Origin of the sequence: Marinimicrobium sp. C6131 (genome assembly GCF_026153455.1) — a bacterium.
Lineage (GTDB): Bacteria > Pseudomonadota > Gammaproteobacteria > Pseudomonadales > Cellvibrionaceae > Marinimicrobium.
Genome location: NZ_CP110629.1, coordinates 2,790,746 through 2,813,272 on the forward strand (window position 1 = coordinate 2,790,746; position 22,527 = coordinate 2,813,272).

Sequence of the window (22,527 nt, forward strand, 5' to 3'; positions counted from 1 at the left end):
GTTACGGACCAATCAGAAAAAGGTTGCAGGTGATGGGAAACGTTCGATCACTTCGTAGCGTGCGCCATCAGAGGACAAGTGGCTGGCGAACAGGGTGAGGGTGTCGACATCGAAAGGAGAGGAGGTAAAGTCGGCGTGAGCCTGTAAAAATGCGTCGACGGAAACCGGGCGGCCGCCGAAGCGGGCCAGGGTCAGGTGGGGATGATAGGGACGCGCTTCCAGCGGGAAACCCTGCGCCACCAGCCGTTTCCCCAGCGCCTGATGCCAGGTGTGCAGCGGCGCTTCGGGATCGACTCCGGCCCACAACACCCGGGGCCGATCCGGCGAACCGAATACGCCCACGCCGCTCAGCATTACCCGACCGGGTGATAGCGGTGGCGCCTCAAGCGTCTCACTCAGGCGCGTCAGGTCCCCGCACGCCACCTCTCCCAGAAAATGCAGCGTCAGATGCAATTGCTCCGGTCGTTGCCAGCGGGCACCCGGCCATGGCCGTCGCAACGACAGGGCGTCAACCTTGACCGGTTCGGGCAATTCCAGCCCCAGAAATAGTCGCACAGGTCCCCCCTCTGTTCCAAATTGTGAACCCCGTGGCCGCGGCTGCGACAATTTGTCACTGTGCGCTGGTCTCCGTCTTGCTTAAGCTTGCGCGCACTGCGGATCAATACGAACAAAGCGGAGGCCAGGGGTCATGTCATTATTGGGAAAGCATAACATCCGGGGGCTGGGGCTGGCGGGGCTCCTGGCACCGTTCGCCGGCGCGGATCATGCGCCGGGGGTACTGGCCACGGAAGAGGTGCGGGTCTGGGGTGAGCGCGGGCGCGGCAGCGAATACCAGACCACCGGCCCAAGCCACATCATTGGCCCGGAGGATATCCAGGGCATCAATATCGCCACCACCGAGGATCTGGTGAAATTCGAACCCAGCCTGGTGGTGCGACGCCGGTTTATCGGCGACGCCAATGGCACCCTGGGCATACGCGGCTCCAATATGTTTCAGACCACCCGCTCCATGGTATTTGCCGACGGTGTTCCGCTGCACTACCTGCTGGAATCGCGCTGGAGCGGCTCGCCCCGCTGGACCCTGGTGTCCGCCAGTGAGATCGCCCAGGTCGAGTTGCTGTACGGTCCCTTTTCCGCCGAGTACAGCGGCAATGCCATGGGCGGGGTAATCAATATTGAAACCGCCATTCCCGAATCCCGCCGCATTCGTATCGACGGCAGCGTGTTCTCCCAGGACTTCGACGCCTACGGGTTTGACGATTCCCTGAGCGGCTACAAGGGTTTCGCCTCCTACGGTGACCGCTTCGGCGATCTGAGCGTTTACCTGTCCTATAACCACCTGGACAACGAAGCCCAGCCCCAGTCCTATTACTACGGTGGCGGCACTGACGACCCCGCGCCCCAACCAGTCAGCGGCGCCCTTCCCGGGCCGGACAGTGAGGGCAACGAGCGACTGTTTTTCGGGGACGCCGGGGTGGTCGATACCACCACCGACAACCTCAAACTCAAGCTCGGCTACGATTGGACGCACTGGTCCACCCTACTCAATGTGGCCTATGAAGATCGCCTGTCCCGCACCGACGAGGCCAACAGTTATGTGACCGACCCCGATGGCGACACCGTCTGGGGCGGCGATGTGACCCAGGACGGCACGGCCTTTTCCATGCCCGCCTCGCGCCTGAACGTCGGCGCCATGGAGCGGGACAGCCTGTCCACCGGCTGGCGCCTGCGGGGCGATCTGGCCGAGGGTGTTTCCCTGGAAACCAGCCTGAGTCATTTCACCATCCTCCGGGATGAAAGCCGGGAGTCGGCGGTCAACCCGGCACACCCCGAGGCCTCGCCCGCGGGGCAGGTCAGCGACTACGGCGATACCGGCTGGCAGACCGCCGACGTCAAACTGCGGGTGGAGGACTGGCTGACCGAGGGCCTGTCCCTGGTGGCGGGCGCCCGCACCGAAGCCTACGAACTGAACCTCACTATTTACGACTCCGACGATTACCGCACCGGGGAGAAAACCGAGGCCATCAGCCGCAGTGGGGGAGAAACCCGCGTCGACGCCCTCTACACCCAGGTGGCCTGGCAATTTCATCCCCGGTGGGATACCACCCTGGGGGTTCGCTACGAAGACTGGCGGAGTGACAAGGGCTATTTCTCCGATGACCGGCCCGACACCCCCGAGTTGGATCTCACTCCGGTACCGGGCAATGACCGCCAGCGCGTCTCGCCCAAGTTTTCCCTCGGGCTGACCCCGAACAGTGACTGGCAACTGCGCTACTCCCTGGCACAGGCCTATCGCTTCCCCATTGTGGAGGAATTGTTCAGCCAGTATCAGGCCTACAACGCGGTCAGTGAAGCCAACCCGGAACTGAAACCGGAAGACGGCGTGCACCACAACCTGATGCTGGAACGGCACCTGACCAGCGGCCTGATGCGCTTCAATCTGTTTCAGGAAACCGTGGGGGACGTGATCGAATCCCAGACAGAACAGCTGCCCGGCGGCGGGTCGGTGCGCACCTTCGTGCCCATCGATGAAGTGGACACCTGGGGCGCCGAGTGGATTGCGGACCTACAGGGTCTCTGGTACTCCCAACTGGACCTGCGCTTCAACCTCACCTACACCCGCGCGGAAATCACCGACAACGAACCCAACCCGGACCTGGAGGGCAACACCTTCCCGCGCATGCCGCGCTGGCGTGGCAACCTGCTGACCAGCTACCACCTGAGCGCCGACTGGCAGATAAACGCCAATGTCCAATACGCCAGCAACAGCTACGGCCGTCTGGACAACCGCGACACCGAGGAGGGAGTCTACGGCGCCCAGGACGGTTACACCTTTATCGGCCTGAAAACCCGCTATCAACTGGACGACCACTGGGGCTTCAGCCTGGGCCTGGACAACGTCACCGACGAGCGCGCCTACGTGGCGCACCCCTGGCCCGGCCGAACGGTACATGCCAGCTTCTCCTACGATTGGCACTGACGTTGAGTCAGGAGTCTGAGCAAGAATCAAGGTGGATGACGGGGCTGATGCCCCTCATCCACCAAGCAAACGATACCTACTGCCGGATCAACTCAAACTGCTGGTTGGTACTATCGGCACTGCAGGTCCACTGAACAATATTGGCGCCATCCCCCTGACTGCGAGCCTCCACGTCCAGACACTTTTCACTTTGCCGGCCAATGATGCGCCAGCGACCTTCGCCCGCACTCTGAAAACGGAACTGCTGGTTGTGGCCCCCAAGATACTCCCACAGCATCAGGTTCGCGCCGTTGTCGGTCGACAACCCCTCCACATCCAGCGCCCGGCTCGAGGCATTCAGTGGAGAAATGCGATGGTAATCGCCATCGACCGGGGAGATATCCCACTTTTGGCAATCGTTATTCAGCCAGCTCCACTGCTGCACATTGGTGCCATTTCCGGTGCCGCAATTGGCGACATCCAACGTTTTGCCGCTGTGCACCGGCACAATGCGGTAGATGCCATCCACCGTGCCATTGCTGCCGCCCCCTGAACCATCATCGGGCGCAGTGCCAACACTGTCGCAGCCGGACACATTGATGCTTGAGCTGTCGGTGCGCACCAACTGACAGTTGGGATTGCCATTGGATACCGAGCCGCTCAAGACATGGGTATTTGAAGCGTCTTCGAGGAAAATACCGTGGGAGGTGGTATCGGCAATATCCACGTAGTTGACGGTAGTCCCGTTGCTGCCGGAAACGCTAAAGAAACCCCGCCCGGAATTGCGCGAATAAACGCTCTGTACCGTCACATTGGGGCCGTTGTTGTTGGCCACCCGGAAGGTCGCATAACCACCCCCCTGATTGTTGTAGTGGCCGGTCACATTACCCACGGTACCATTGCGGGAGTTGTTCAGCAGCAGGCCACAGCCCCCGTTGTTCGTGACCGTCACATCGCCGATGCTGAAACCGTCAATACCATAGGTTTCCACCCCGTGACCGTTGGCGCCATTGATATTGATGTTGCCAGCGATGGTCAGGTCCGTGGCCGGGCCAGTGGAATCATCGACCCGAATACCCAGTCCGACCGGGCTGTTATTGCTCAGATCCATGGTGATGTTTTCGAGGGTAACGTTTGAGCAACCCCGAAACCAGACCCCATAGCGTGGATTGCCGGTTACGTGCAGGTTGCGCACGGTGATGTTGTCGCGACGATCGCAGTACACCGGCACCACCAGGTCGCCGCCATTGGCGTTGACGGTATGCCCGTGAAAATCCAGTGTCTGACCGGCGAGCGGTCGGATCGCATAGACGTTACCTCCATCCGGGCCACTGTCACCGGAGTTGCGGATATTGACCGTGCCGGTCCCCATATTGTTGATGGCCGCGTTAATGGCCTCAAAGTAGCGGGCGCCGTTATATACGGTGTTGCCATCCACCCGCGCCAACCAGTTGCCATTGGTCCGGGTCACTTCGGCATCGGCCCAGAGACTGGGCGACAGAATCATGAGACAAAACAGAATAACCAGCGGCGAATGCCGCAAGCGAGATAGATACATAGGTGCTCTCCAGTTTTTATTGCCGTTATGGTGGAGACGCTGACGCGTCGGTCCGACGAGAGATACCGCACGTGGGGACTGCCAACCCCACTCAGGTCGGGACCTACGAACCTACAAGAGATTTTCGGCTACCTGAATCACATTCCGCGCAAAATGCGAACCGATTCACACAAAATTAATCCATTTTGCTCAATCTGAATCATAATGGCACGCAAAAACTGTCAACTTATATCATTCCGCTACCAGGCCAAGGCATATAGCAGGTGCATAAACACCACCACCGCGGTCAATTGCCAGCGCAGCTGAGGGTATCGGGCCGGGTACTGACGATCCACGCCCGCCAGATACTCAAACAGGCGCAACCCCAGAAACAGGGCCGCCTGCAACACCAGTGCCTCCGGGGGCCGCAGGAACGCAAAACCGATGATACTCGCCACCGGGAATGTCACCGCCACCAAGGCCCGGCGAACGGGGTGCGCCGCCTGGTGCAATACCGGCCAGAGCACTCCCGCCATAAAACCCAGGATCAGAGCACTATAAAGTTGAAACAGGCGCAGTGCCTGACCGGATTCGATCAGGCCCAGAGCGGATAGAGGAGGCAACAGAACAAATGGAATCAGTCCCAGATAACCGAGGCGCTGGATGGCATTGAGACGTCTGATAAACGACAGATTCATCTAGGATCTCCAGGGAATCGGTGGTGCGGGCAGGGGATCACCCTCGTAGCCGGGCACACTGCCAAAACGCTCACTGCCCGTTTCCCACTCATCCTGCGCCTCGGCGATTTCCTCTCGACTGTGCCCGACGAAGTTCCACCAGATCAGAATTTCTTCCCCCAGTGGCTCTCCCCCCAGCATCAGCAGGCGGGTGCCCGCCGCCAGATGGACGCGCACCGCGTCGCGGCCGCCACCGATATACGCCAGGTGATTGGCGGCAAACGCTTCACCCTCCACCTGAATCTCGCCCTCAAGGGCAACCAGACCGTACTCGAACTCCGCTCGTAAGCTCAACGCCACTTCAGCGGCCTCCGATGCCCGGAACTCCACAGCGACCAGTGGGCTAAAACTCAGTGTTGGGGCCTGCCGTTCGGCGTACTCGCCCACCAACAGCGTCGCGTCGACACCCCGCTCCTGCCAGCGAGGCAACTCCGGGTAATGATCAAACCGCGGTGCCGTATCTTTGTGCGCCTTCGGCAGGGCAATCCACAACTGGGCGGCATGCAATACCGGCTCGGGGCCCGTGGCCTCCTCGGTATGGGCAATGCCGTGACCCGCGGTCATCAGGTTCACCTGTCCCGGCCGCACCACCTGCTCACTGCCCAGACTGTCCCGGTGCAACACCTCCCCCTCAATCATCCAGGTAAACGTCTGCAGGCCAATGTGCGGGTGGGGCCCCACGCGAAAGCCCGGCGCGTCTTGCGGGAAGTGGCTGGGGCCGGCGTGATCCAGAAAACACCAGGCGCCAACCGTACGCCTTTGCCGCCGAGGCAGTATTCGGTTGACCGGAATCCCCCCCACGTCCGCCGCTCGAGGCGTCACCCGTTGAATCTCATAGCGACCGTCCACTTTGGGACATTCCAGAGAGGAGCCCGGCTCCCCCGGCCATTCGGTGTTGGTCATCGCACAATCCTCTAAGCATGTTCCAAGGCGGAGAGCGTCGTCACCAGGCGCTGGGTCATCCCATCCAGGCGGCTGCGCTGGCCTTCGTCTTTGAGTGAACCCGCTTCATCGAATGCTTCATGCGCTCTGGACACCGCCAGTTGCTCGGGCAGCAGAGTGACACCCAGTGTCGTAATAAACTGTCGCGCCGCCGCCAGACTGCGAATACCGCCAAGGGGGCCCGGAGAGGCGGACATCAGCACCCCGTATTTGCCTTTGAACAGGTCAAGCCCACTCTCGTCGCCGTCTTTGCGGGACAGCCAGTCGAAGGTATTGACCAGCAGCGGCGTGACAAAGCCGTTGTATTCCGGTGAAGCAATCAGCAGGCCGTCGGTTTCCCGCAACAGTTTTCGCAGACCGCGCGAAGCCTCCGGAACGCCCTCCTTCGCTTCCAGATCGCCGTGGTAAAGCGGCATCGCGTAATCATTGAGGTCAACGAAGGTCACATTCGCCCCCGCCGACTCGGCGCTCAGCGCGGCGGCGCGGGCGAGCTTTTTATTGAAAGATTGTTCGCGGGCACTGCCCGCCAGTGCCAGTAGCTTCACGGCCATGGTGCTTCTCCAGTATCAGTGAGTGTAGGCGCAATACGTAACTGCTATAGTCTACCCCGATTTACACCCATAAGATCACTGCTGCGACCACCCGTTACCTTGACCTTCAGCGCCATCGGATAAAATAAACCGGCTATTCTCAGAAATAGGGAGTATAAGAAAAGTGGGCGACTGCCAAGCAGTCGCCCACTTTTTTACGTCGGAAAAATGAATGTGAACACCTGGTGGGCCGGGCGGCCAGTTCGGTAGTATTCAAGGGTATACGAACATCCACCCCTTACGGTAATCTCGCTTCTTCAATGACTACATAAGCGAGTTGACCGTGACAAAGTCGAACGAAACCATTCGATGGGCCATTATCGGCGCTGGCGATGTCTGCGAAATCAAAAGCGGGCCGGGCTTCCAGAAAGCGCCGGGCTCGGAATTGGTCAGCGCCATGCGCCGCAATGCCCGCAAAGCGGAGGACTTTGCCCGTCGCCACGGCGTCCCCCGGTGGGCCGACAATGCCGAGGCGCTGCTGAACGATCCCGATATCGATGCGCTCTATATCGCAACGCCCCCCGCCAGTCATAAAGATTACGTCGTTGCCGCTTTGGCCGCCGGAAAATCCGTGTATGTGGAAAAGCCGGTCGCGCGAAACGCTGCCGAGTGCGAGGCGATGATTGCGGCCGAGAGCACCTCAAACGGCAAGCTATGCGCGGCTCACTACCGGCGGTTTTTGCCGAGCTTCATGAAGTTGAAGGCGTTACTGGACGAGGGCGCGATCGGCCGGCCATTGATCGTTCGGCTCGATATGCTGCAACCGGCGGACTCATCCTTGATCGCCAACTCGGAAGAAAACTGGCGCATTGATCCCGCCATTGCCGGTGGAGGGCTGTTTCACGACCTGTCTCCCCACCAATTGGACCTGATGCTGCACTGGTTCGGGCCGGTGTCCCGAGCGAGCGGATTCGGCACCAACCAGGGCGGTCACTACAAAGCGGATGATTGTGTGCACGGCTGGGCCCAGTTCGACAGCGGCGTGGTGCTGCAGGGGCGCTGGCATTTCTCTGTGTCGGAATCCGATTCCAGGGATCTGTGTGAAATTATCGGCACCGAAGGACGAATAACCATAAATTTTTTTGGGCAACAGGTGTTGACCTTATTCAATCGGGAAGGGGAACAGACGTTCCGCTTACCCAACCCACCCCATATTCAGCAACCGATGATTGAGCAGGTGGTGCGTTACTTTCAGGGAGAGCGGGACAATCCATGCAGCATGGCGGAAGCGCGGGATGTGATGGCGTTGATGGATACGTTTGTGCGGTGATGACAAAAAAAGGCGGCCCGCTCACGCGGCCGCCTTTTTTGTGGTTTCGCGTGACGATAACGATCAGTCGTTCGCGCGCTGCTCCAGAATTTCCACAGCCGGGAGTTTTTTGCCTTCCACAAACTCCAGGAAAGCACCCCCACCGGTCGAGATGTAGGAAATTTTGTCCGCCAGGTGCCACTTGTCGATGGCCGCCAGAGTGTCACCACCGCCGGCAACAGAGAAGGCATCGCTCTCGGCAATAGCATCGGCCACGACTTTGGTGCCTTTGGCAAAAGCATCAAATTCGAACACACCGCACGGGCCATTCCACAGAATGGTTTTGGCGTTCTTGATGATCTCCGCCACGCGCGCGGCGGTTTCCGGACCGTAGTCGATGATTTCCTCATCGGCACCAATCTGATCAACCTTTTTCACTTCGGTCGGCGTGTCGTTGGCCCAATCATCGAAACCGGCGGTGGTGGTGCGCACGTCGGTGGCGTAGATCACTTCGGTGGTATTGGTCAGACGCTGAGCTTCGGGAATCAGGTCCTTCTCGTGCAGGGAGTTGCCCACTTCGTAACCCGCAGCGGCCACAAAAGTGTTGGAGATGCCACCACCGACCACCAGAGTGTCGGAGATCTTGGACAGCGCATCCAGCACGGTCAGCTTGGAGGAGACCTTGGCGCCACCGACAATGGAGACCAGCGGGCGCTCGGGGTTGTTCAACACTTTGCCCAACGCGTCCAGCTCATTGGCCAGCAGCGGACCGGCGCAGGCGACGGGGGCGTACTTGGCCACACCGTGGGTAGAGGCCTGGGCGCGATGTGCGGTGCCGAAGGCGTCCATGACAAACACGTCGCACAGCTTGGCCATTTTCTTGGCCAGCTCGTCGTCGTTGGCTTTCTCGCCCTTGTTAAAGCGTACGTTCTCCAGCAACACCACGTCATGGCTGCCCATATCCACACCATCGACCCAGTCGCGGATCAGCGGCACTTCTCTACCCAGCGACTCACCCAGAGCCTTGGCCACCAGAGCGAGAGAATCCTCTTCACTGAACTGGCCCTCTTCGGGACGGCCCAGATGAGACATGACCATCACTTTGGCACCCATCTCCAGGGCCTGTTTGATGGTGGGAACTGCGGCGTCCAGACGCACGGTGCTGGTGATTTTGCCATCGCGAATCGGGACGTTGAGGTCTTCGCGGATCAGTACGCGCTTGCCGGACAGGTCCTGGTCTTGCATTCGTTTTACGGTCATGAATGGCTCCAAATTCGTTGCATTCTGGGTGGCCGCCGGGTCTGACAGCCACCCCGGAAAAAAATAGCCCGACTCGGGCGAGTCGGGCTAATGATAGCGCATTCGCGCCCGGTCGTCGCCGACGCGCGCGCGTGCGCGGCGCCGACAAGCGGCCGGAACCGCTTACAGCAGGCTTTCAGCGGTTTTGGCGATATTTTCAGCGGTGAAGCCGAAGTGCTTCATCAGGTCACCGCCCTTGCCGGACTCCCCGAAGGTATCCAGAGACACGGTGGCACCATCAAGGCCCAGGTACTTGCGCCACTGATCACCGTGGGCGGCTTCCACCGCCACTCGTGCGGTCACACTGCGCGGCAGCACTTCGTTCTGGTACTCCTTGCCCTGCATATCAAACAGGGTGGTGCTCGGCATGGAAACCACACGCACCTTGCGACCTTTTTCGCTCAGCAGGTTCGCCGCTTCCAGGGTCGGCGCCACTTCGGAGCCAGTGGCCATCAGAATGACTTCCGGCTCGCCGTCACAGTCGCGCAGGATGTAACCGCCGCGAGCAATGGCTTCCACCTGCTCGTTGGTACGCTCTATGGCGGGCAGGCCCTGACGGCTGAATACCAGCGCACTCGGGCGATCTTTGTTTTCGATGGCCAGCTTCCAGGCAGTGGCGGTTTCGGCCGCATCACAGGGGCGCCATACGTCCATATTCGGGGTGGCACGCAGGGTGGCCATGTGCTCAACCGGCTGGTGCGTCGGGCCGTCTTCACCCTGACCGATGGAGTCGTGGGTGTACACAAAGATGTTCGGCAACTTCATCAACGCCGACATCCGCACCGCGTTGCGGGCGTAATCCATGAACATCAGGAAAGTGGCGCCGTAGTGGATAAAACCACCGTGGGCGGTGATGCCGTTCATCATGGCGCTCATGCCAAACTCGCGCACCCCGTAGTACACATAGTTACCGGAGGCGTCTTCTTTGGTGATCGGCTTTGAGCCGTCCCAAATGGTCAGGTTGGAGCCTGCCAGGTCGGCGGAGCCCCCCATCAACTCGGGCAGGATCTTGCCGTAGGCTTCGATGGACTTCAGGGACGCCTTACGGCTGGGCATGTCCTCTTTCTTGGCCTGGCACTCTTTGATGAACTCGTTCGCCTTGGCCGCGAAGTCGGTGGGCAACTCACCCTTGATCACACGACGCTCGAATTCAGCGGCCAGCTCGGGATGCGCCTTCTTGTAAGCTTCGAAACGCTCGGTCCAGCTGCTCTCGGCGGCCTTGCCCTTCCCGTTGGCGTCCCACCCCTGATAAACGTCGTCCGGAATTTCGAATGCGCCATGCTTCCAACCCAGTTTTTCCCGGGTCAGCGCGATTTCGTCGTCACCCAGGGGCGCACCGTGGGAGGCGTGACTGCCCGCCTTGTTGGGCGAACCAAAACCAATCACGGTTTTGCAGCAGATGATGGTGGGCTTGTCGGTCTCGGCACGGCCGGCTTCGATGGCCGCCTTGATGGCCGCCGGATCGTGACCATCTACCCCCGGCACCACGTGCCAACCATAGGATTCAAAACGCTTGGGGGTATCGTCGGTAAACCAGCCTTCAACCTCACCGTCAATAGAGATGCCGTTGTCATCGTAGAACACGATCAGTTTGCCTAGGCCCAGGGTACCGGCCAGAGAGCAGGCTTCGTGGGAAATGCCTTCCATCAGGCAGCCGTCACCGGCAAACACATAGGTGTAGTGATCGACAATGTCGTGACCATCGCGGTTGAACTGGGCCGCCAGGCTCTTCTCGGCCAGCGCCATGCCGACACCGTTGGCCAGGCCCTGACCGAGCGGACCGGTTGTGGTTTCAACACCGGGGGTGTAGCCCAGCTCCGGGTGGCCCGGGGTTTTGGAGTGCAACTGGCGGAAGTTTTTCAGCTCTTCCATCGGCAGGTCGTAGCCGGTCAGGTGCAGCAGCGAGTAAACCAGCATGGAGCCATGGCCGTTGGACATGATGAAGCGGTCGCGATCAACCCATTCCGGGTTCTGCGGGTTGTGCTTCATGAAGTCGTTCCACAGGACTTCGGCGATATCGGCCATACCCATGGGGGCGCCGGGGTGACCACTGCCGGCTTTCTGGACAGCGTCCATACTCAGGGCGCGAATGGCATTGGCTAGATCGTTACGAGTGGGCATGTTTTGAATAGCTCCTTCGATAATGGTTGGGTGTTCTGGGTTTACCGGCCGACGATGGCCCGCCAGACGATGGCGGCAAGGGCCAATGATTCAGCGCCTGGGCCATGACTTTGTGGCGTCTGCCGGCCTCTGGTCACGCTGACTCGACCTCCGGCCGCGTTGATTCGGAAGCGTCAGGACACGGGGTATTCGTCTGTGTTCTTGGGGTCTCTACGCTCACAACGCTGACTGTACGGCTCTTGTGTGACGCTCGGGCGTTCCGGCGATCGGACCCACCTGGCTGAGCTGGCCGCTAATTGTATGACATTTGACGGACAATTTTAACTGTTCCGCCCAACTTTCACTGCATTGATCACAAAGCGCGCTATTTTCCCCTACCCGGCGCTGACAGTAAACCCTTGTTATGGTTTTTGTGACTATTAAAGGCGCCACAATCTATATCAAAATATTTTGATATAGGGCCAAACCCCTGCTAAACTCCTCCTCCATGAATCAAGCCCACACCCTCCCGGACCCGGACGCCCCTGCGCCGGACGCCCTGCCCCAGCTGCTCAAGGCCGCGGGCGATCCGTTACGTCTGGATATCCTGCGGGTCATGAAGCGGGACTCCTTTGGGGTGCTGGAACTGTGCCAGTTGCTGGACGCCAAGCAATCCGGCATGAGCCACCACCTGAAAGTGCTGACCAACGCCGGGTTACTGGCGCCGCGGCGGGAGGGCAACTCCATTTTCTATCGGCGCGCCTACCTGGCCCCGGACAACCCACTGCAAGCCTTGCAGCAACAGTTGTTCGCGACGCTGGACCGGGAGCCCCTGCCGGCGACGTTGAACGAGCGTTTGAAAAGTCTGCGCGGTGAGCGAGCCCTCGCTTCACAGCATTTTTTTGCGGATAACGCCCACAAGTTCCGCGCCCAGCAGGACCTGATTGCCAGCTACCCGGTGTACGCCGATCAGGTGGGACAACTACTGGCCAACACTCCCCTGCCGGATAACCACCTGGCACTGGAGGTGGGCCCCGGTGAAGGCGAATTTCTGCCGGTGCTGGCCAAGCGCTTCAAGCACCTGGTGGCTCTGGACAATGCGCCCATCATGTTGGAGCGTGCGCAAGCCCTGGCGGCCGATCAGGGGCTGAGCAATGTCGAATTTATCGGTGGCGACACCCGGGCACTGAAAGCGCACAAGGTCTTGGCCGACTGCATTGTGGTGAATATGGTGTTGCACCACACACCTTCACCGGCCGATATCTTTCAGGATTTGAGCGGCGCCCTGGTGCGCGGTGGCGCTCTGCTGGTCACCGATCTGTGCCGCCACGAGCAGACCTGGGCCCGGGAGGCCTGCGGCGACTTGTGGCAAGGCTTCGAGCCGGACGACCTGTCCCGCTGGGCGGTTGATGCCGGCCTGAGCGAGGGGCAGAGCGTTTACTTCGCCTTGCGCAATGGTTTTCAGATTCAGTTACGACAATTTTTCAAATCGGTTAATCCGTTACAACCGTAAATGGCATTATTGAAACTGTTCACGACCTTAAAAATAGGAGCCGCCCATGGCTGAGTACTCGTTGTTTACCTCGGAATCCGTGTCCGAAGGTCATCCAGATAAACTGGCCGACCAGATTTCCGATGCCGTGCTGGATGCGATTCTCAAAGACGACCCCAACGCCCGCGTCGCGGTGGAAACCCTGGTAAAAACCGGCATGGCCGTCGTCGCCGGGGAAGTACGCACCTCGACCTACGTGGACCTGGAAGATCTGATTCGTCAGGTGATCCTCGACATCGGCTACAACTCCAGCGAGGTCGGTTTCGACGGTGCCTCCTGCGCCGTGCTCAACGCCATTGGCAAGCAGTCCTCCGACATCGCCATGGGTGTGGACGAAAACGAAGCCTCCGCCAAAGACCAGGGCGCCGGCGACCAGGGCCTGATGTTCGGCTACGCCTCGGATGAAACCGACGTGCTGATGCCCGCGCCGATTTACTTCTCTCACCGTCTGGTGGAGAAGCAGGCCGAGCTGCGCAAGAACGGCACTCTGCCCTGGTTGCGTCCGGACGCCAAGAGCCAGGTCACTCTGCGCTATGACAACGGCAAGCCGGTGGCCGTAGACGCCGTCGTACTGTCCACCCAACACAATCCGGATGTCAGCCAGAGCCAGATCCACGAGGCGGTGCGCGAAGAGATCATCAAGAAAGTGCTGCCCGCCGAGTGGCTGCACGCCGATACCCGCTACCACATCAACCCGACCGGCCAGTTCATCATCGGTGGTCCGGTGGGCGACTGCGGTCTGACCGGACGTAAGATCATTGTCGACACCTACGGCGGCATGGCCCGTCACGGTGGCGGCGCCTTCTCGGGTAAAGATCCCTCGAAAGTGGACCGCTCCGCCGCCTACGCCGGCCGCTATGTGGCCAAAAACATTGTCGCCGCGGGCCTCGCCAGTCGTTGTGAAATCCAGGTGTCCTACGCCATCGGCGTGGCCGAGCCGACCTCGATTTCGATCAACACCTTCGGTACCGGCAAGCTGCCCGATGACGAAATCGCCAAACTGGTGCGCGAGCACTTTGACCTGCGCCCCAAGGGCCTGATCGATATGCTCAACCTGAAGCGCCCGATATACCGGCCCACTGCCGCTTACGGACACTTTGGTCGGGAGCTGCCGGACTTTACCTGGGAGAAGACCGACAAGGCCGAGTTGCTCAAGAAGTATTTGTAAACGCGTGACGCTGGGTAACGGCGGGTGCGGCCTTCGGCCTTACCACGCCCTACGCAACCTCTGAGGCATCCGCCGTCACCCAAACCGAATTCCAACGCTTAATCGGAGCTACACAATGAACATTGCCGCCAACTTCACCGACTACAAAGTCGCTGCCAAAACCGCCGAGCAGTTCCAGAAAGATGCCGCCTGGGGTCGCCGCGAAATCGACATCGCCGAAGGCGAAATGCCCGCGCTGATGGCACTGCGCCGCAAATACAAAGCGGAAAAGCCGCTCAAAGGCGCCAAGATCATGGGCTGCATTCACATGACCATCCAGACCGCCGTGTTGATCGAAACCCTGGTGGAACTGGGCGCGGAAGTACGCTGGGCCTCGTGCAACATTTTCTCCACCCAGGACCATGCCGCCGCCGCCATCGCCGCCGCCGGTATTCCGGTATTTGCCTGGAAAGGCCAGACCGAAGAAGAGTTCTGGTGGTGCATTGAGCAGACCGTCAACAAGGACGGCAAAATCTGGGACTCCAACATGATTCTCGATGACGGCGGCGATCTGACCGGCCTGATGCACGAGAAATACTCCGAGCAACTGGAGAAAATCCACGGCATTTCCGAGGAAACCACCACCGGCGTACACCGCCTGCTGGATATGCTGAAAAAAGGCGAACTGAAAGTGCCCGCCATCAACGTGAACGATGCGGTCACCAAAGCCAAGAACGACAACAAATACGGCTGCCGCCACAGCCTGAACGATGCCATCAAGCGCGGTACCGATCACCTGCTGGCCGGTAAAAAGGCGTTGGTCATCGGTTATGGGGATGTGGGTAAAGGCTCCGCCGCCTCCCTGCGTCAGGAAGGCATGATTGTCAAAGTGACCGAAATCGATCCGATCTGTGCCATGCAGGCCTGCATGGACGGCTTTGAAGTCGTGTCCGCCTACAAAAACGGCGTCAACACCGGTAAAGACGAAGACATCAACCACGCCGTGCTCGGCGCCACCGACCTGGTGGTCACCACCACCGGGAACGTCAATGTCTGCGACGCACCCATGCTGCGTGCCCTGAAGAGCAGCGCCGTGGTGTGTAATATCGGTCACTTCGACAGCGAGATCGATACCGCCTACATGCGCAAGAACTGGCACTGGGAAGAAGTGAAGCCCCAGGTGCACAAGATCTACCGGGACAAGGACAACAACGACCACCTGATCCTGCTCTCCGAAGGTCGTCTGGTGAACCTGGGCAACGCCACCGGTCACCCCTCGCGCATCATGGATGGCTCCTTCGCCAACCAGGTACTGGCGCAGATGTATCTGTACGAGCGCAAGTTCGCGGACCTGCCCAAGGACCAGAAAAAAGAGCACCTGTACGTGAAGGTTCTGCCCAAGAAGCTGGACGAAGAAGTGGCCAAAGACATGGTGGAAGGCTTTGGTGGCGTGATCACCAAGCTGACCCCGCAGCAGGCCGAGTACATCGACGTGCCGGTGGAAGGGCCGTTTAAGCCGGAAAGTTATAAGTATTAAGAGAGTGATGGTAACGGCGGGTGCGGATTTATACCGCTGCGCTCGGCCCCTACGCAGACATCAATGGTTGTTTAGGGCGGATAAGGCCGAAGGCCGCATCCGCCGTTACCCAACCCTGAATCTACGAAAAAAGACCAAAGAGCACCACCCAAAATGACCGACACCGATCAACCCCAATTAAGCTTCGAGTTCTTCCCTCCCAAAACCGACCAGGGCCGGGAAAAACTTCTGAACGTGCGCAAGAAGCTCTCCGAGTTTGCCCCGGACTTCTTCTCCGTGACCTACGGCGCCGGCGGCTCCACCCGCGATAACACCAAAGGCATCGTCAAGCACTTCAAAAGTGAAGGCGTATCCGTGGCACCCCACCTGTCCTTTGGTGGTGATGACGAAGCCACCATCATTGAACTGATTCAGGAATACAAGGACGCCGGTATCGATCGGATCGTCGCCCTGCGCGGGGACATGCCCTCCGGCGTCGGCGGCGGCTACCAGATGGTGTACGCCAATGAACTGGTGGCCTTTATCCGCAAGCACTTTGGCGATCATTTCCATCTGGAAGTGGCGGCCTACCCGGAAATCCACCCCCAGGCCAAGAGCTACGACGACGACGTCAAGTTTCTGAAAGGCAAGTTCGATGCGGGCGCCGACAGCGGTATCACCCAGTACTTCTACAACCCGGACGCCTACTTCTACTTTATGGACCAGTGCCACAAAGCGGGCATCACCCAGCCCATCGTGCCCGGCATCATGCCCATCATCAGCTTCAAAAACCTGACCCGTTTTTCGGACGCCTGTGGCGCGGAGATTCCCCGCTGGATGCGCAAGCGCCTGGAAGCCTACGGCGATGACAGCGACAGCATCAAAGCGTTTGGCGAGGAGCTGGTCACCGAGCTGTGTGAGACGTTGCTGGAGAACGGGGCGCCCGGACTGCACTTCTACACCATGAACCAGTACGAACCCACAGCCAGCATCGTCAAGAACCTGGGCTTACAGCCAGAATAAAGTCATCTTGACTCTAAGGCGTCGAGTCACTACAGTCCTCCCTCCATTTCCAGCCAGGATTCTCCCGTGGACACCATCGAACAGCTGCTCGACGCCTTCTTCAGCTTCAAAGCCTACGTCATGCTCCCGGCGATCATTTTTATCATCGCCCTGGCGGTCCGGTTGCCGTTCAAGAAGTCTCTACTGAGCACCGTTGAGCTGGCGGTCGGTTTTGCCGGGGTCTTTATCGCCTTTGACTTCTTCGTGGCGAACATCAAACCCGCAGTGGAGCAATTGATGGTCATTCGCGGCCTGGAATACAACGTATTGGATGTGGGCTGGCCGCCGCTCGCCGCCATCACCTGGTCATCACCCTTGGCGGCGCTGTCCATTCCGCTGATTCTGTTTCTGAATATTTTCATGCTCGCGGTGGGCTGGACCCGCACGGTGTATATCGACTTGTGGAACTACTGGCACTTTGCCCTGCTCGGTGCGCTGGTAATGGCCACCAGCGGCAGCATGGTGCTGGGGCTTTCGGCCACGCTGTTGTTGGCCGTTTACTGTTTCAAGCTGACCGAGTGGACCGCGCCGGATGTGGAGCGCGAGCTGGGGCTCAAGGGCGTCTCGGCCTCACCGGTGTCGGTCAATGGCATCGTGCCTTACACCGCCTGCATCAACTGGGTATTTGATCGTATTCCGGGGTTCAACCGCCTCTCCTACAACCCTGAGAAAGCCGCCATCAGCCACGATGTGCCCGGCGCCGAAGAGGACGGCCAGAACAGTTCCGAGAAAGATCACTCCATGAGTTGGCTGGCGTTCTTCAGCGAGCCCATGGTCATCGGGGTGTTGATCGGGCTGGTGCTGGCCTTTGCCGCTGGCTACGACACCAGGCAGACCCTGGAGCTCGCGGTGCACATCGCCGCGGTGATGTTCCTGCTGCCAAAGAGTGCCGGCCTGATCGGGGAAGCCATGATGCCGATCACTCACGCGCTGCGCGCACAGGTAGAGCGACGCTTTCCGTCCCGCAAAAACCTGGTGGTCGCACTGGATACCGGCTTTCTGATGAGTCACAAATCGGTGATCGTCACCGGCCTGATACTGATGGTGGTGGCGGTACTGATCGCCCTGGTCCTACCGGGCAACCGGGTACTGCCCCTGGGCGACCTGCCCAATCTGATTTCGGTGATGTCGATTTCGGTACTGATGTTTCGTGGCAATGTCATTCGCGCGGTACTCGCGGGCATCCCCGTCATCATTACCTTTCTGTTGATTTCCACTCACCTGGCTCCGCTTTACACGGAGTTGGCCAATCAGACCTCCGGCTTTGACGCCGAAGGCCTGGGCCTGATTACCGCCTTTACCGACGGCGGACATCAAGTGCGCTATCTTCTGTTCCAGCTTTATCAGGGTAACCTCTGGGCCGTCGGCGGCGTAGCGGTTCTGATAATGATGATGGTCTTCACTTGGCGGCGCTGTAAGGCACTACAGCGCCGCTGAGCCGAGGACTAGGACGACAGCGCCCGGGCGATGGATCGCTTGGGAACAATCGGCACCTCGCGATGCAGGCGCTCGGCGATATCGTCCACCGAAATGACACCCCGGATATGGTGCTGATCGCGGTCCAGCACCAGGCAGTGTGTCTCGCCCGTTTCACGTAGCACTTGCACCAGGTCGCCCACCGTCGCCGATGTTAAAGCCTCTAGATCCAACGCCGGAATTGACACTCTGGGTAACATTAAATCACCCGCGGTCAAATCACCACGCTCCACGCCCTGCAGCGTCTGGGCTACCAAAATGTACTGCTCGGAAAGACGCTCCGCCGTCAGCAGCCCAATAAATTCCTGCCGCGCATCAACCACCAGCTTACAGCTCACGCCTTCCATCGCCATCAAGCGGGCAACGCCCACCGCCGACACGCTGGATTCAACGGTATGGGGTTGATGCGCGCGAAAGTCGGTCATCAGGTCCAGCGCGGGTGAATGTTCAGTCACATCCTCAAACTCTCTGGGCTGAACCAGATGATCCACAGGATCAAGTTTGTATATGTTTAACGTTTTCATGAAAACTACCTCCGGGGGCGAGCACCACCGATGGATGCCAGCCAAGATTCGACAATGGGCTGGAGCCCAAACTTCAAGAGATGAATCGAATCACAGACGGACCGGTGAGGCCCGGGCGGGAGGACGTTCCGAGGTTCGGAGCAGGAAGGGCGAGGGCGGCAGGCTTTCACCCACCCCCGACTGGAGGGCGGCCACAGGCCAAAGGAACACGGCAGAAGAGCCATCGTCCGCATCCGTGTCATACGACGACGCCGAGAGACCAGCGCTGTCCAGGGCCACATCGGCAAAGGCTTTCCCGTTCTCATACCCCCAATCGGCCACCACCACGGGGGCCGAAAGGCTCGCGCTCAAAAACAGCGCGAGAAGCAGAGTGAACAGAGAGCGATTTACCATTTAAGTTTCGTTGGCCAGTTCAATATGGATCCATCTACGCTAGCGGAGCCTGCGCAAAGGTACAAGCGCCTTAACAACACTTTATGTTATATGAGGGGCCCACGGCCAAAGTTCAATCCTCCAGCCACAGCCTGAGTAAATTATTGCGGCTGCGACTCAGGCGATCGAACTGCTCGGTTTTTCCGTGGGCATCAAACTCGGTGCGCAGCGCGGTATCCAAGTCCAGCAGAATTTCCCGCTGTTCACTGCGCCGCACCAGACTGCGCACCCAACCGACCACCGCCATCCGCTGCCCGGTGCGAACCGCCTCCACCCGATGCAGGTAAGTGGTGGGGTACAGCAGCAGATCCCCCGCATCTACCTTCCAGGCCCGATCCCCTGTGCTGTCCTCCAGCACCAGCTCGCCCCCCTCGTAATCGGCGGCGGGTGTCAGCCCCAGGGTGAACGACAGGTCCGTGCGTTGGCCGTGAATCACCGCATCATCCATGTGGGACCCGTAATGCATACCCGGCCCATAACGATTGATCAGGATTCGGGGGAAGCTTTTGGGCAGCGCCGCACTGGCAAAGAGCGGATGCGCCCGCAGCCGTTCCTCCACCAGACGAACGATGGCCGCCCGAGTCTTGTCATCCCGGGCCTGTTCATTGCGCTTGACCTGCTTGGCCGCCCAACCGGCGCTGGCGGCGCCATCATCGAAGGCCTGGGAGGCCAGCCGGTCCTGCACCGCCGACAGGGTGCCAGCGTCGAGCACATCTTGGATGTAAAGAATCATTGCATACCCTATATTGAGACTCACTCTCATTTATGCCAGAATCCGGGGCATTATGCCACCCTTTCCAGAACGGGAGTTCCACGATGAATGAACAACGCAAAGTCTGGCTCGGCCTCGGCGCCGCTCTGCTTGCCGGCAGCGCTGCCAGCCAGGCGACCGACAGCACGCCTTTTGACCATCACGCCAGCCAGCAGACCCTGCAGGTAGCCGCACTCGCCGGAGAGGGGGGCGAAGGTGAAGGGGGTGAGGGAGAAGGCGGTGAAGGTGGCGGCGCTGCCGACCTGACCAAGGACGACGCCGCCTACCTCGGCCAGTTGGGCCTGGTGCGCGGCCACCTGTGGGTGGGCGTGCAACTGTACAAGGCCGGCCATAAAGACATGGCACTCACCCACATGAAACACCCCGGTGATGAGTTGTACGCGGGATTGGAACCCGCGTTCGCCGCCCGCGACGAAGCGGGCTTTGCCGACGCGCTGAGCGCCCTGGCCGACGCCGTTGAACAGGGGCTGTCGGTTGAAGTCGTCGAACAGCGCCACCGGGAGCTGGAAGCGGGCATTGCCGATGCCGAGAATCTGCAAAGTGCCAGCCTGAAAGTCGCATTGGGCAGTATCGAGCGCATGGTTCGCACCGCCGCTGAGGAGTACGCCATCGGTGTGCGCAACGGCGAAATCGTCAACGCCCACGAATACCAGGACGCCTACGGTTTTGTCGAAGCGGCCAAGGCGCGCCTCGCATTGCTGAATGATGTACAGCGTCGGGAAAGCCCGGACGCGGTGGCCGAGGTGGAGACGCAGTTGAATGCGGTCGCGTCACTCTGGCCCGCCTTGGTGCCCGAGGGGAAGGTCGACGGTGACGCCAGCAAACTGTACGGCGTCGCAGCGCGGATTCAGTTGGCGGGTTGGGAGCTCGAGTAGGTTTTTCCACAGACGGCGGGTGCGCTTCGCTCCGAAACGTCGGACCGACCCGCCCTACGGATAGCTCTGAGGTTGGGTTGATGGTGGATAAGCCCGAAGGGCGTCATCCACCATCAACCCACCCGCTGTCCACCGTACAGAATCAACGCCGCCCCACCAATACACACCAACGCCCCAAGGTAATCAAACAGCTGCGGGGAGCGGTGCTCCACCAACGCCATCCACCCCAGCGACGCCGCAATATAAACACCGCCATAGGCGGCAAAGGCCCGCCCGGCCAATTCGGCATCGGCCCGCGTCAGGAAAAACGCAAACAGGCACAACGAAATCACACCCGGCACCAACCACCAAGCGGAGCGATCCAGCCTGAGCCACATCCAGAAGGTGTAACAACCGGCGATTTCCGCCAGAGCGGCGAGGATAAACCAGATAAAGGTCATTGCCCTCTCCCGTCCTTGAGCACACCGTTTCTAATGCCATCGGAGCCCACCGGGTCACTCTCCCAATTCGGCGGGGGTAACGGACCGACGGTGCCAGAAGTAATGAAACGCCCCCACAATATGCAGCAATAACAACGCCGGGAGCACGTAAAGCCCGGTAATGACATGCAGCACTTCCACCGGCTCATGGATAAAGGCCAGGTTCTCCAGCGGGATCAGCACCGTGAACCAGCCAAACACATTGACACCTTCATTTTCGGTGAACAGGTACAACGGGCCGGTAAAAACCTGCAATACCAGTAACCCCAATACGAGGCGATGCACCCACCATGCCAGCTGGCGCTGCCAAGGGGTTTGCCCCTGAGTGAGCGGAAACCCCTGGTGCACGCGGTACGCTGCCCGCCAGAGCACAAACCAGAACACAAAGAAGCCGAGGCTGACGTGTACCGACATGATGAAATCTTCGGCACTGTCCGGCGCCGCTGACGCCAGCAACCCCAGAATCAACATTGCCATTACCAGCAACACGGTAATCCAGTGGTTGATCACCGAAATCGCGGAGTAGCTTTCCCGCCCACTCGTCTGTATCAAACTGCTCATATCACCTCCTGATCAGAAAAAATCGGTTCCGTTAGGTATAGCATAGTCAGACAAAGGAAATATGATCGTTGAGGATAAAAGCACCTACCAAAACCAGAATTACACCGCCCAACACCTCCGTTCTTCGCCCGAAAGCGGAGCCTATACTCCGACCCACCATTACTCCGGTCGTCACCATGAACAGCGTTGCCAAACCGATACAACCCGCCGCGAGCAGAATATTCACCTCAACAAACGCTAGCCCGACCCCGACAGCCAGGGCATCAATGCTTGTTCCAACCGCCGTTAGCGCCAGACGGATGAATGAGTGCCGTTGAATAACCGCCTCTGGTGTCTCCTGATGTTTGCAACCTTCGATCACCATATGCAAGCCGAGTCCAGTCAAGACCGCGAAGGCGATCCAGTGATCCCAGTTTTCCACCAGGGTGGATGCGCTACGCCCCAGAAGCCAGCCTATAATCGGAGTGATGGACTCAATCAGACCAAAAATAACGCCGGTGCGAAGCGCTTCAGAAAAACGCGGGCGGTGTAAACTCGCCCCTTTCCCAACCGCGGCCGCAAAGGCGTCGGTCGACATGGCAAAGGATAGCGAAAGAAGCGCAAGAGGTGACATTACTAAATATCCAGTTCGTAAGCCATTCACAGGTTAAGATCAGGGGGATGGGCAATGTACCATATCGCCCCCGACCGATCATCACTCAGGCCCACGGAAATCCAG

The 22,527-nt window shown here is 59.5% G+C and carries 21 protein-coding genes; 8 read left to right on the forward strand and 13 right to left on the reverse strand.

Annotated elements, in window-relative coordinates:
- Positions 1 to 12 precede the first annotated feature (12 nt).
- Positions 13 to 555 carry an RNA 2',3'-cyclic phosphodiesterase gene (gene thpR, locus OOT55_RS12090; protein ID WP_265366125.1) on the reverse strand — a complete coding sequence of 181 codons (543 nt, stop codon included), beginning with the start codon at positions 553 to 555 and terminating at the stop codon, positions 13 to 15.
- Between the two features lie 133 nt (positions 556 to 688).
- On the opposite strand from thpR, the gene OOT55_RS12095 reads away from it, so the two are divergent.
- On the forward strand, positions 689 to 2,980 hold the full coding sequence (locus OOT55_RS12095) for a TonB-dependent receptor (RefSeq protein WP_265366126.1): 2,292 nt from the start codon (positions 689 to 691) through the stop codon (positions 2,978 to 2,980).
- Between the two features lie 76 nt (positions 2,981 to 3,056).
- Here the strand turns inward: OOT55_RS12095 and OOT55_RS12100 are convergent, their stop codons facing one another.
- The 4 genes from OOT55_RS12100 to OOT55_RS12115 form a co-directional block, all read right to left on the reverse strand.
- Positions 3,057 to 4,517, reverse strand: coding sequence for an RICIN domain-containing protein (locus tag OOT55_RS12100; protein ID WP_265366127.1), 1,461 nt, complete (start codon positions 4,515 to 4,517; stop codon positions 3,057 to 3,059).
- A 239-nt stretch (positions 4,518 to 4,756) separates the two neighbouring features.
- A complete protein-coding gene (locus OOT55_RS12105; protein ID WP_265366128.1) occupies positions 4,757 to 5,194 on the reverse strand; it encodes a DUF3429 domain-containing protein in 438 nt (145 codons plus the stop codon).
- Entirely contained in the window at positions 5,195 to 6,136 is a 942-nt protein-coding gene (locus tag OOT55_RS12110) for a pirin family protein (RefSeq protein ID WP_265366129.1), read from the reverse strand. It abuts the gene before it with no gap.
- An 11-nt stretch (positions 6,137 to 6,147) separates the two neighbouring features.
- The gene (locus tag OOT55_RS12115) at positions 6,148 to 6,726 is read right to left on the reverse strand and encodes an NADPH-dependent FMN reductase (protein ID WP_265366130.1); all 579 of its coding nucleotides are present in this window, start codon (positions 6,724 to 6,726) and stop codon (positions 6,148 to 6,150) included.
- 322 nt (positions 6,727 to 7,048) lie between these two features.
- On the opposite strand from OOT55_RS12115, the gene OOT55_RS12120 reads away from it, so the two are divergent.
- Positions 7,049 to 8,035 carry a Gfo/Idh/MocA family protein gene (locus OOT55_RS12120; protein WP_265366131.1) on the forward strand — a complete coding sequence of 329 codons (987 nt, stop codon included), beginning with the start codon at positions 7,049 to 7,051 and terminating at the stop codon, positions 8,033 to 8,035.
- Positions 8,036 to 8,098: 63 nt separating this feature from the next.
- Here OOT55_RS12120 and OOT55_RS12125 read toward each other — a convergent pair whose 3' ends face one another.
- Both OOT55_RS12125 and tkt read right to left on the reverse strand, forming a co-directional pair.
- The gene (locus OOT55_RS12125) at positions 8,099 to 9,274 is read right to left on the reverse strand and encodes a phosphoglycerate kinase (protein WP_265366132.1); all 1,176 of its coding nucleotides are present in this window, start codon (positions 9,272 to 9,274) and stop codon (positions 8,099 to 8,101) included.
- A gap of 162 nt (positions 9,275 to 9,436) precedes the next feature.
- Positions 9,437 to 11,434 (reverse strand): transketolase, encoded by a 1,998-nt coding sequence (gene tkt / locus OOT55_RS12130; RefSeq protein ID WP_265366133.1) that lies wholly within the window; start codon positions 11,432 to 11,434, stop codon positions 9,437 to 9,439.
- Between the two features lie 487 nt (positions 11,435 to 11,921).
- On the opposite strand from tkt, the gene OOT55_RS12135 reads away from it, so the two are divergent.
- The 5 genes from OOT55_RS12135 to OOT55_RS12155 all read left to right on the forward strand — a co-directional run bounded on the left by OOT55_RS12135 (position 11,922) and on the right by OOT55_RS12155 (position 18,127).
- A complete protein-coding gene (locus OOT55_RS12135; protein ID WP_265366134.1) occupies positions 11,922 to 12,926 on the forward strand; it encodes an ArsR/SmtB family transcription factor in 1,005 nt (334 codons plus the stop codon).
- A gap of 46 nt (positions 12,927 to 12,972) precedes the next feature.
- Positions 12,973 to 14,133 (forward strand): methionine adenosyltransferase, encoded by a 1,161-nt coding sequence (metK, locus tag OOT55_RS12140; protein ID WP_265366135.1) that lies wholly within the window; start codon positions 12,973 to 12,975, stop codon positions 14,131 to 14,133.
- Positions 14,134 to 14,248: 115 nt separating this feature from the next.
- Positions 14,249 to 15,649 carry an adenosylhomocysteinase gene (gene ahcY / locus OOT55_RS12145; protein ID WP_265366136.1) on the forward strand — a complete coding sequence of 467 codons (1,401 nt, stop codon included), beginning with the start codon at positions 14,249 to 14,251 and terminating at the stop codon, positions 15,647 to 15,649.
- 153 nt (positions 15,650 to 15,802) lie between these two features.
- Positions 15,803 to 16,651, forward strand: a complete 849-nt coding sequence (gene metF / locus OOT55_RS12150; RefSeq protein WP_265366137.1) for a methylenetetrahydrofolate reductase [NAD(P)H] — start codon at positions 15,803 to 15,805, stop codon at positions 16,649 to 16,651.
- A gap of 66 nt (positions 16,652 to 16,717) precedes the next feature.
- The gene (locus OOT55_RS12155) at positions 16,718 to 18,127 is read left to right on the forward strand and encodes a PTS transporter subunit IIC (protein WP_265366138.1); all 1,410 of its coding nucleotides are present in this window, start codon (positions 16,718 to 16,720) and stop codon (positions 18,125 to 18,127) included.
- 8 nt (positions 18,128 to 18,135) lie between these two features.
- On the opposite strand, the gene OOT55_RS12160 is transcribed toward OOT55_RS12155, so the two are convergent.
- The 3 genes from OOT55_RS12160 to OOT55_RS12170 all read right to left on the reverse strand — a co-directional run bounded on the left by OOT55_RS12160 (position 18,136) and on the right by OOT55_RS12170 (position 19,855).
- Entirely contained in the window at positions 18,136 to 18,690 is a 555-nt protein-coding gene (locus OOT55_RS12160) for a CBS domain-containing protein (RefSeq protein WP_265366139.1), read from the reverse strand.
- 90 nt (positions 18,691 to 18,780) lie between these two features.
- Positions 18,781 to 19,083: a hypothetical protein gene (locus OOT55_RS12165; protein WP_123638504.1), complete on the reverse strand. Its 303-nt coding sequence runs from the start codon at positions 19,081 to 19,083 to the stop codon at positions 18,781 to 18,783.
- Between the two features lie 112 nt (positions 19,084 to 19,195).
- Positions 19,196 to 19,855, reverse strand: coding sequence for a Fe2+-dependent dioxygenase (locus tag OOT55_RS12170; RefSeq protein ID WP_265366140.1), 660 nt, complete (start codon positions 19,853 to 19,855; stop codon positions 19,196 to 19,198).
- An 83-nt stretch (positions 19,856 to 19,938) separates the two neighbouring features.
- Between OOT55_RS12170 and OOT55_RS12175 the strand changes: the two genes are divergently transcribed.
- Positions 19,939 to 20,769, forward strand: coding sequence for a hypothetical protein (locus OOT55_RS12175; protein ID WP_265366141.1), 831 nt, complete (start codon positions 19,939 to 19,941; stop codon positions 20,767 to 20,769).
- A gap of 113 nt (positions 20,770 to 20,882) precedes the next feature.
- Here OOT55_RS12175 and OOT55_RS12180 read toward each other — a convergent pair whose 3' ends face one another.
- From OOT55_RS12180 to OOT55_RS12190, 3 genes are read right to left on the reverse strand one after another with little or no spacing between them, the layout of a single operon-like run.
- Positions 20,883 to 21,209 (reverse strand): YnfA family protein, encoded by a 327-nt coding sequence (locus OOT55_RS12180; RefSeq protein ID WP_265366142.1) that lies wholly within the window; start codon positions 21,207 to 21,209, stop codon positions 20,883 to 20,885.
- A 54-nt stretch (positions 21,210 to 21,263) separates the two neighbouring features.
- Positions 21,264 to 21,809 carry a cytochrome b gene (locus OOT55_RS12185; RefSeq protein ID WP_265366143.1) on the reverse strand — a complete coding sequence of 182 codons (546 nt, stop codon included), beginning with the start codon at positions 21,807 to 21,809 and terminating at the stop codon, positions 21,264 to 21,266.
- 46 nt (positions 21,810 to 21,855) lie between these two features.
- A complete protein-coding gene (locus tag OOT55_RS12190; RefSeq protein WP_024461480.1) occupies positions 21,856 to 22,422 on the reverse strand; it encodes a manganese efflux pump MntP family protein in 567 nt (188 codons plus the stop codon).
- Positions 22,423 to 22,527 lie beyond the last annotated feature (105 nt).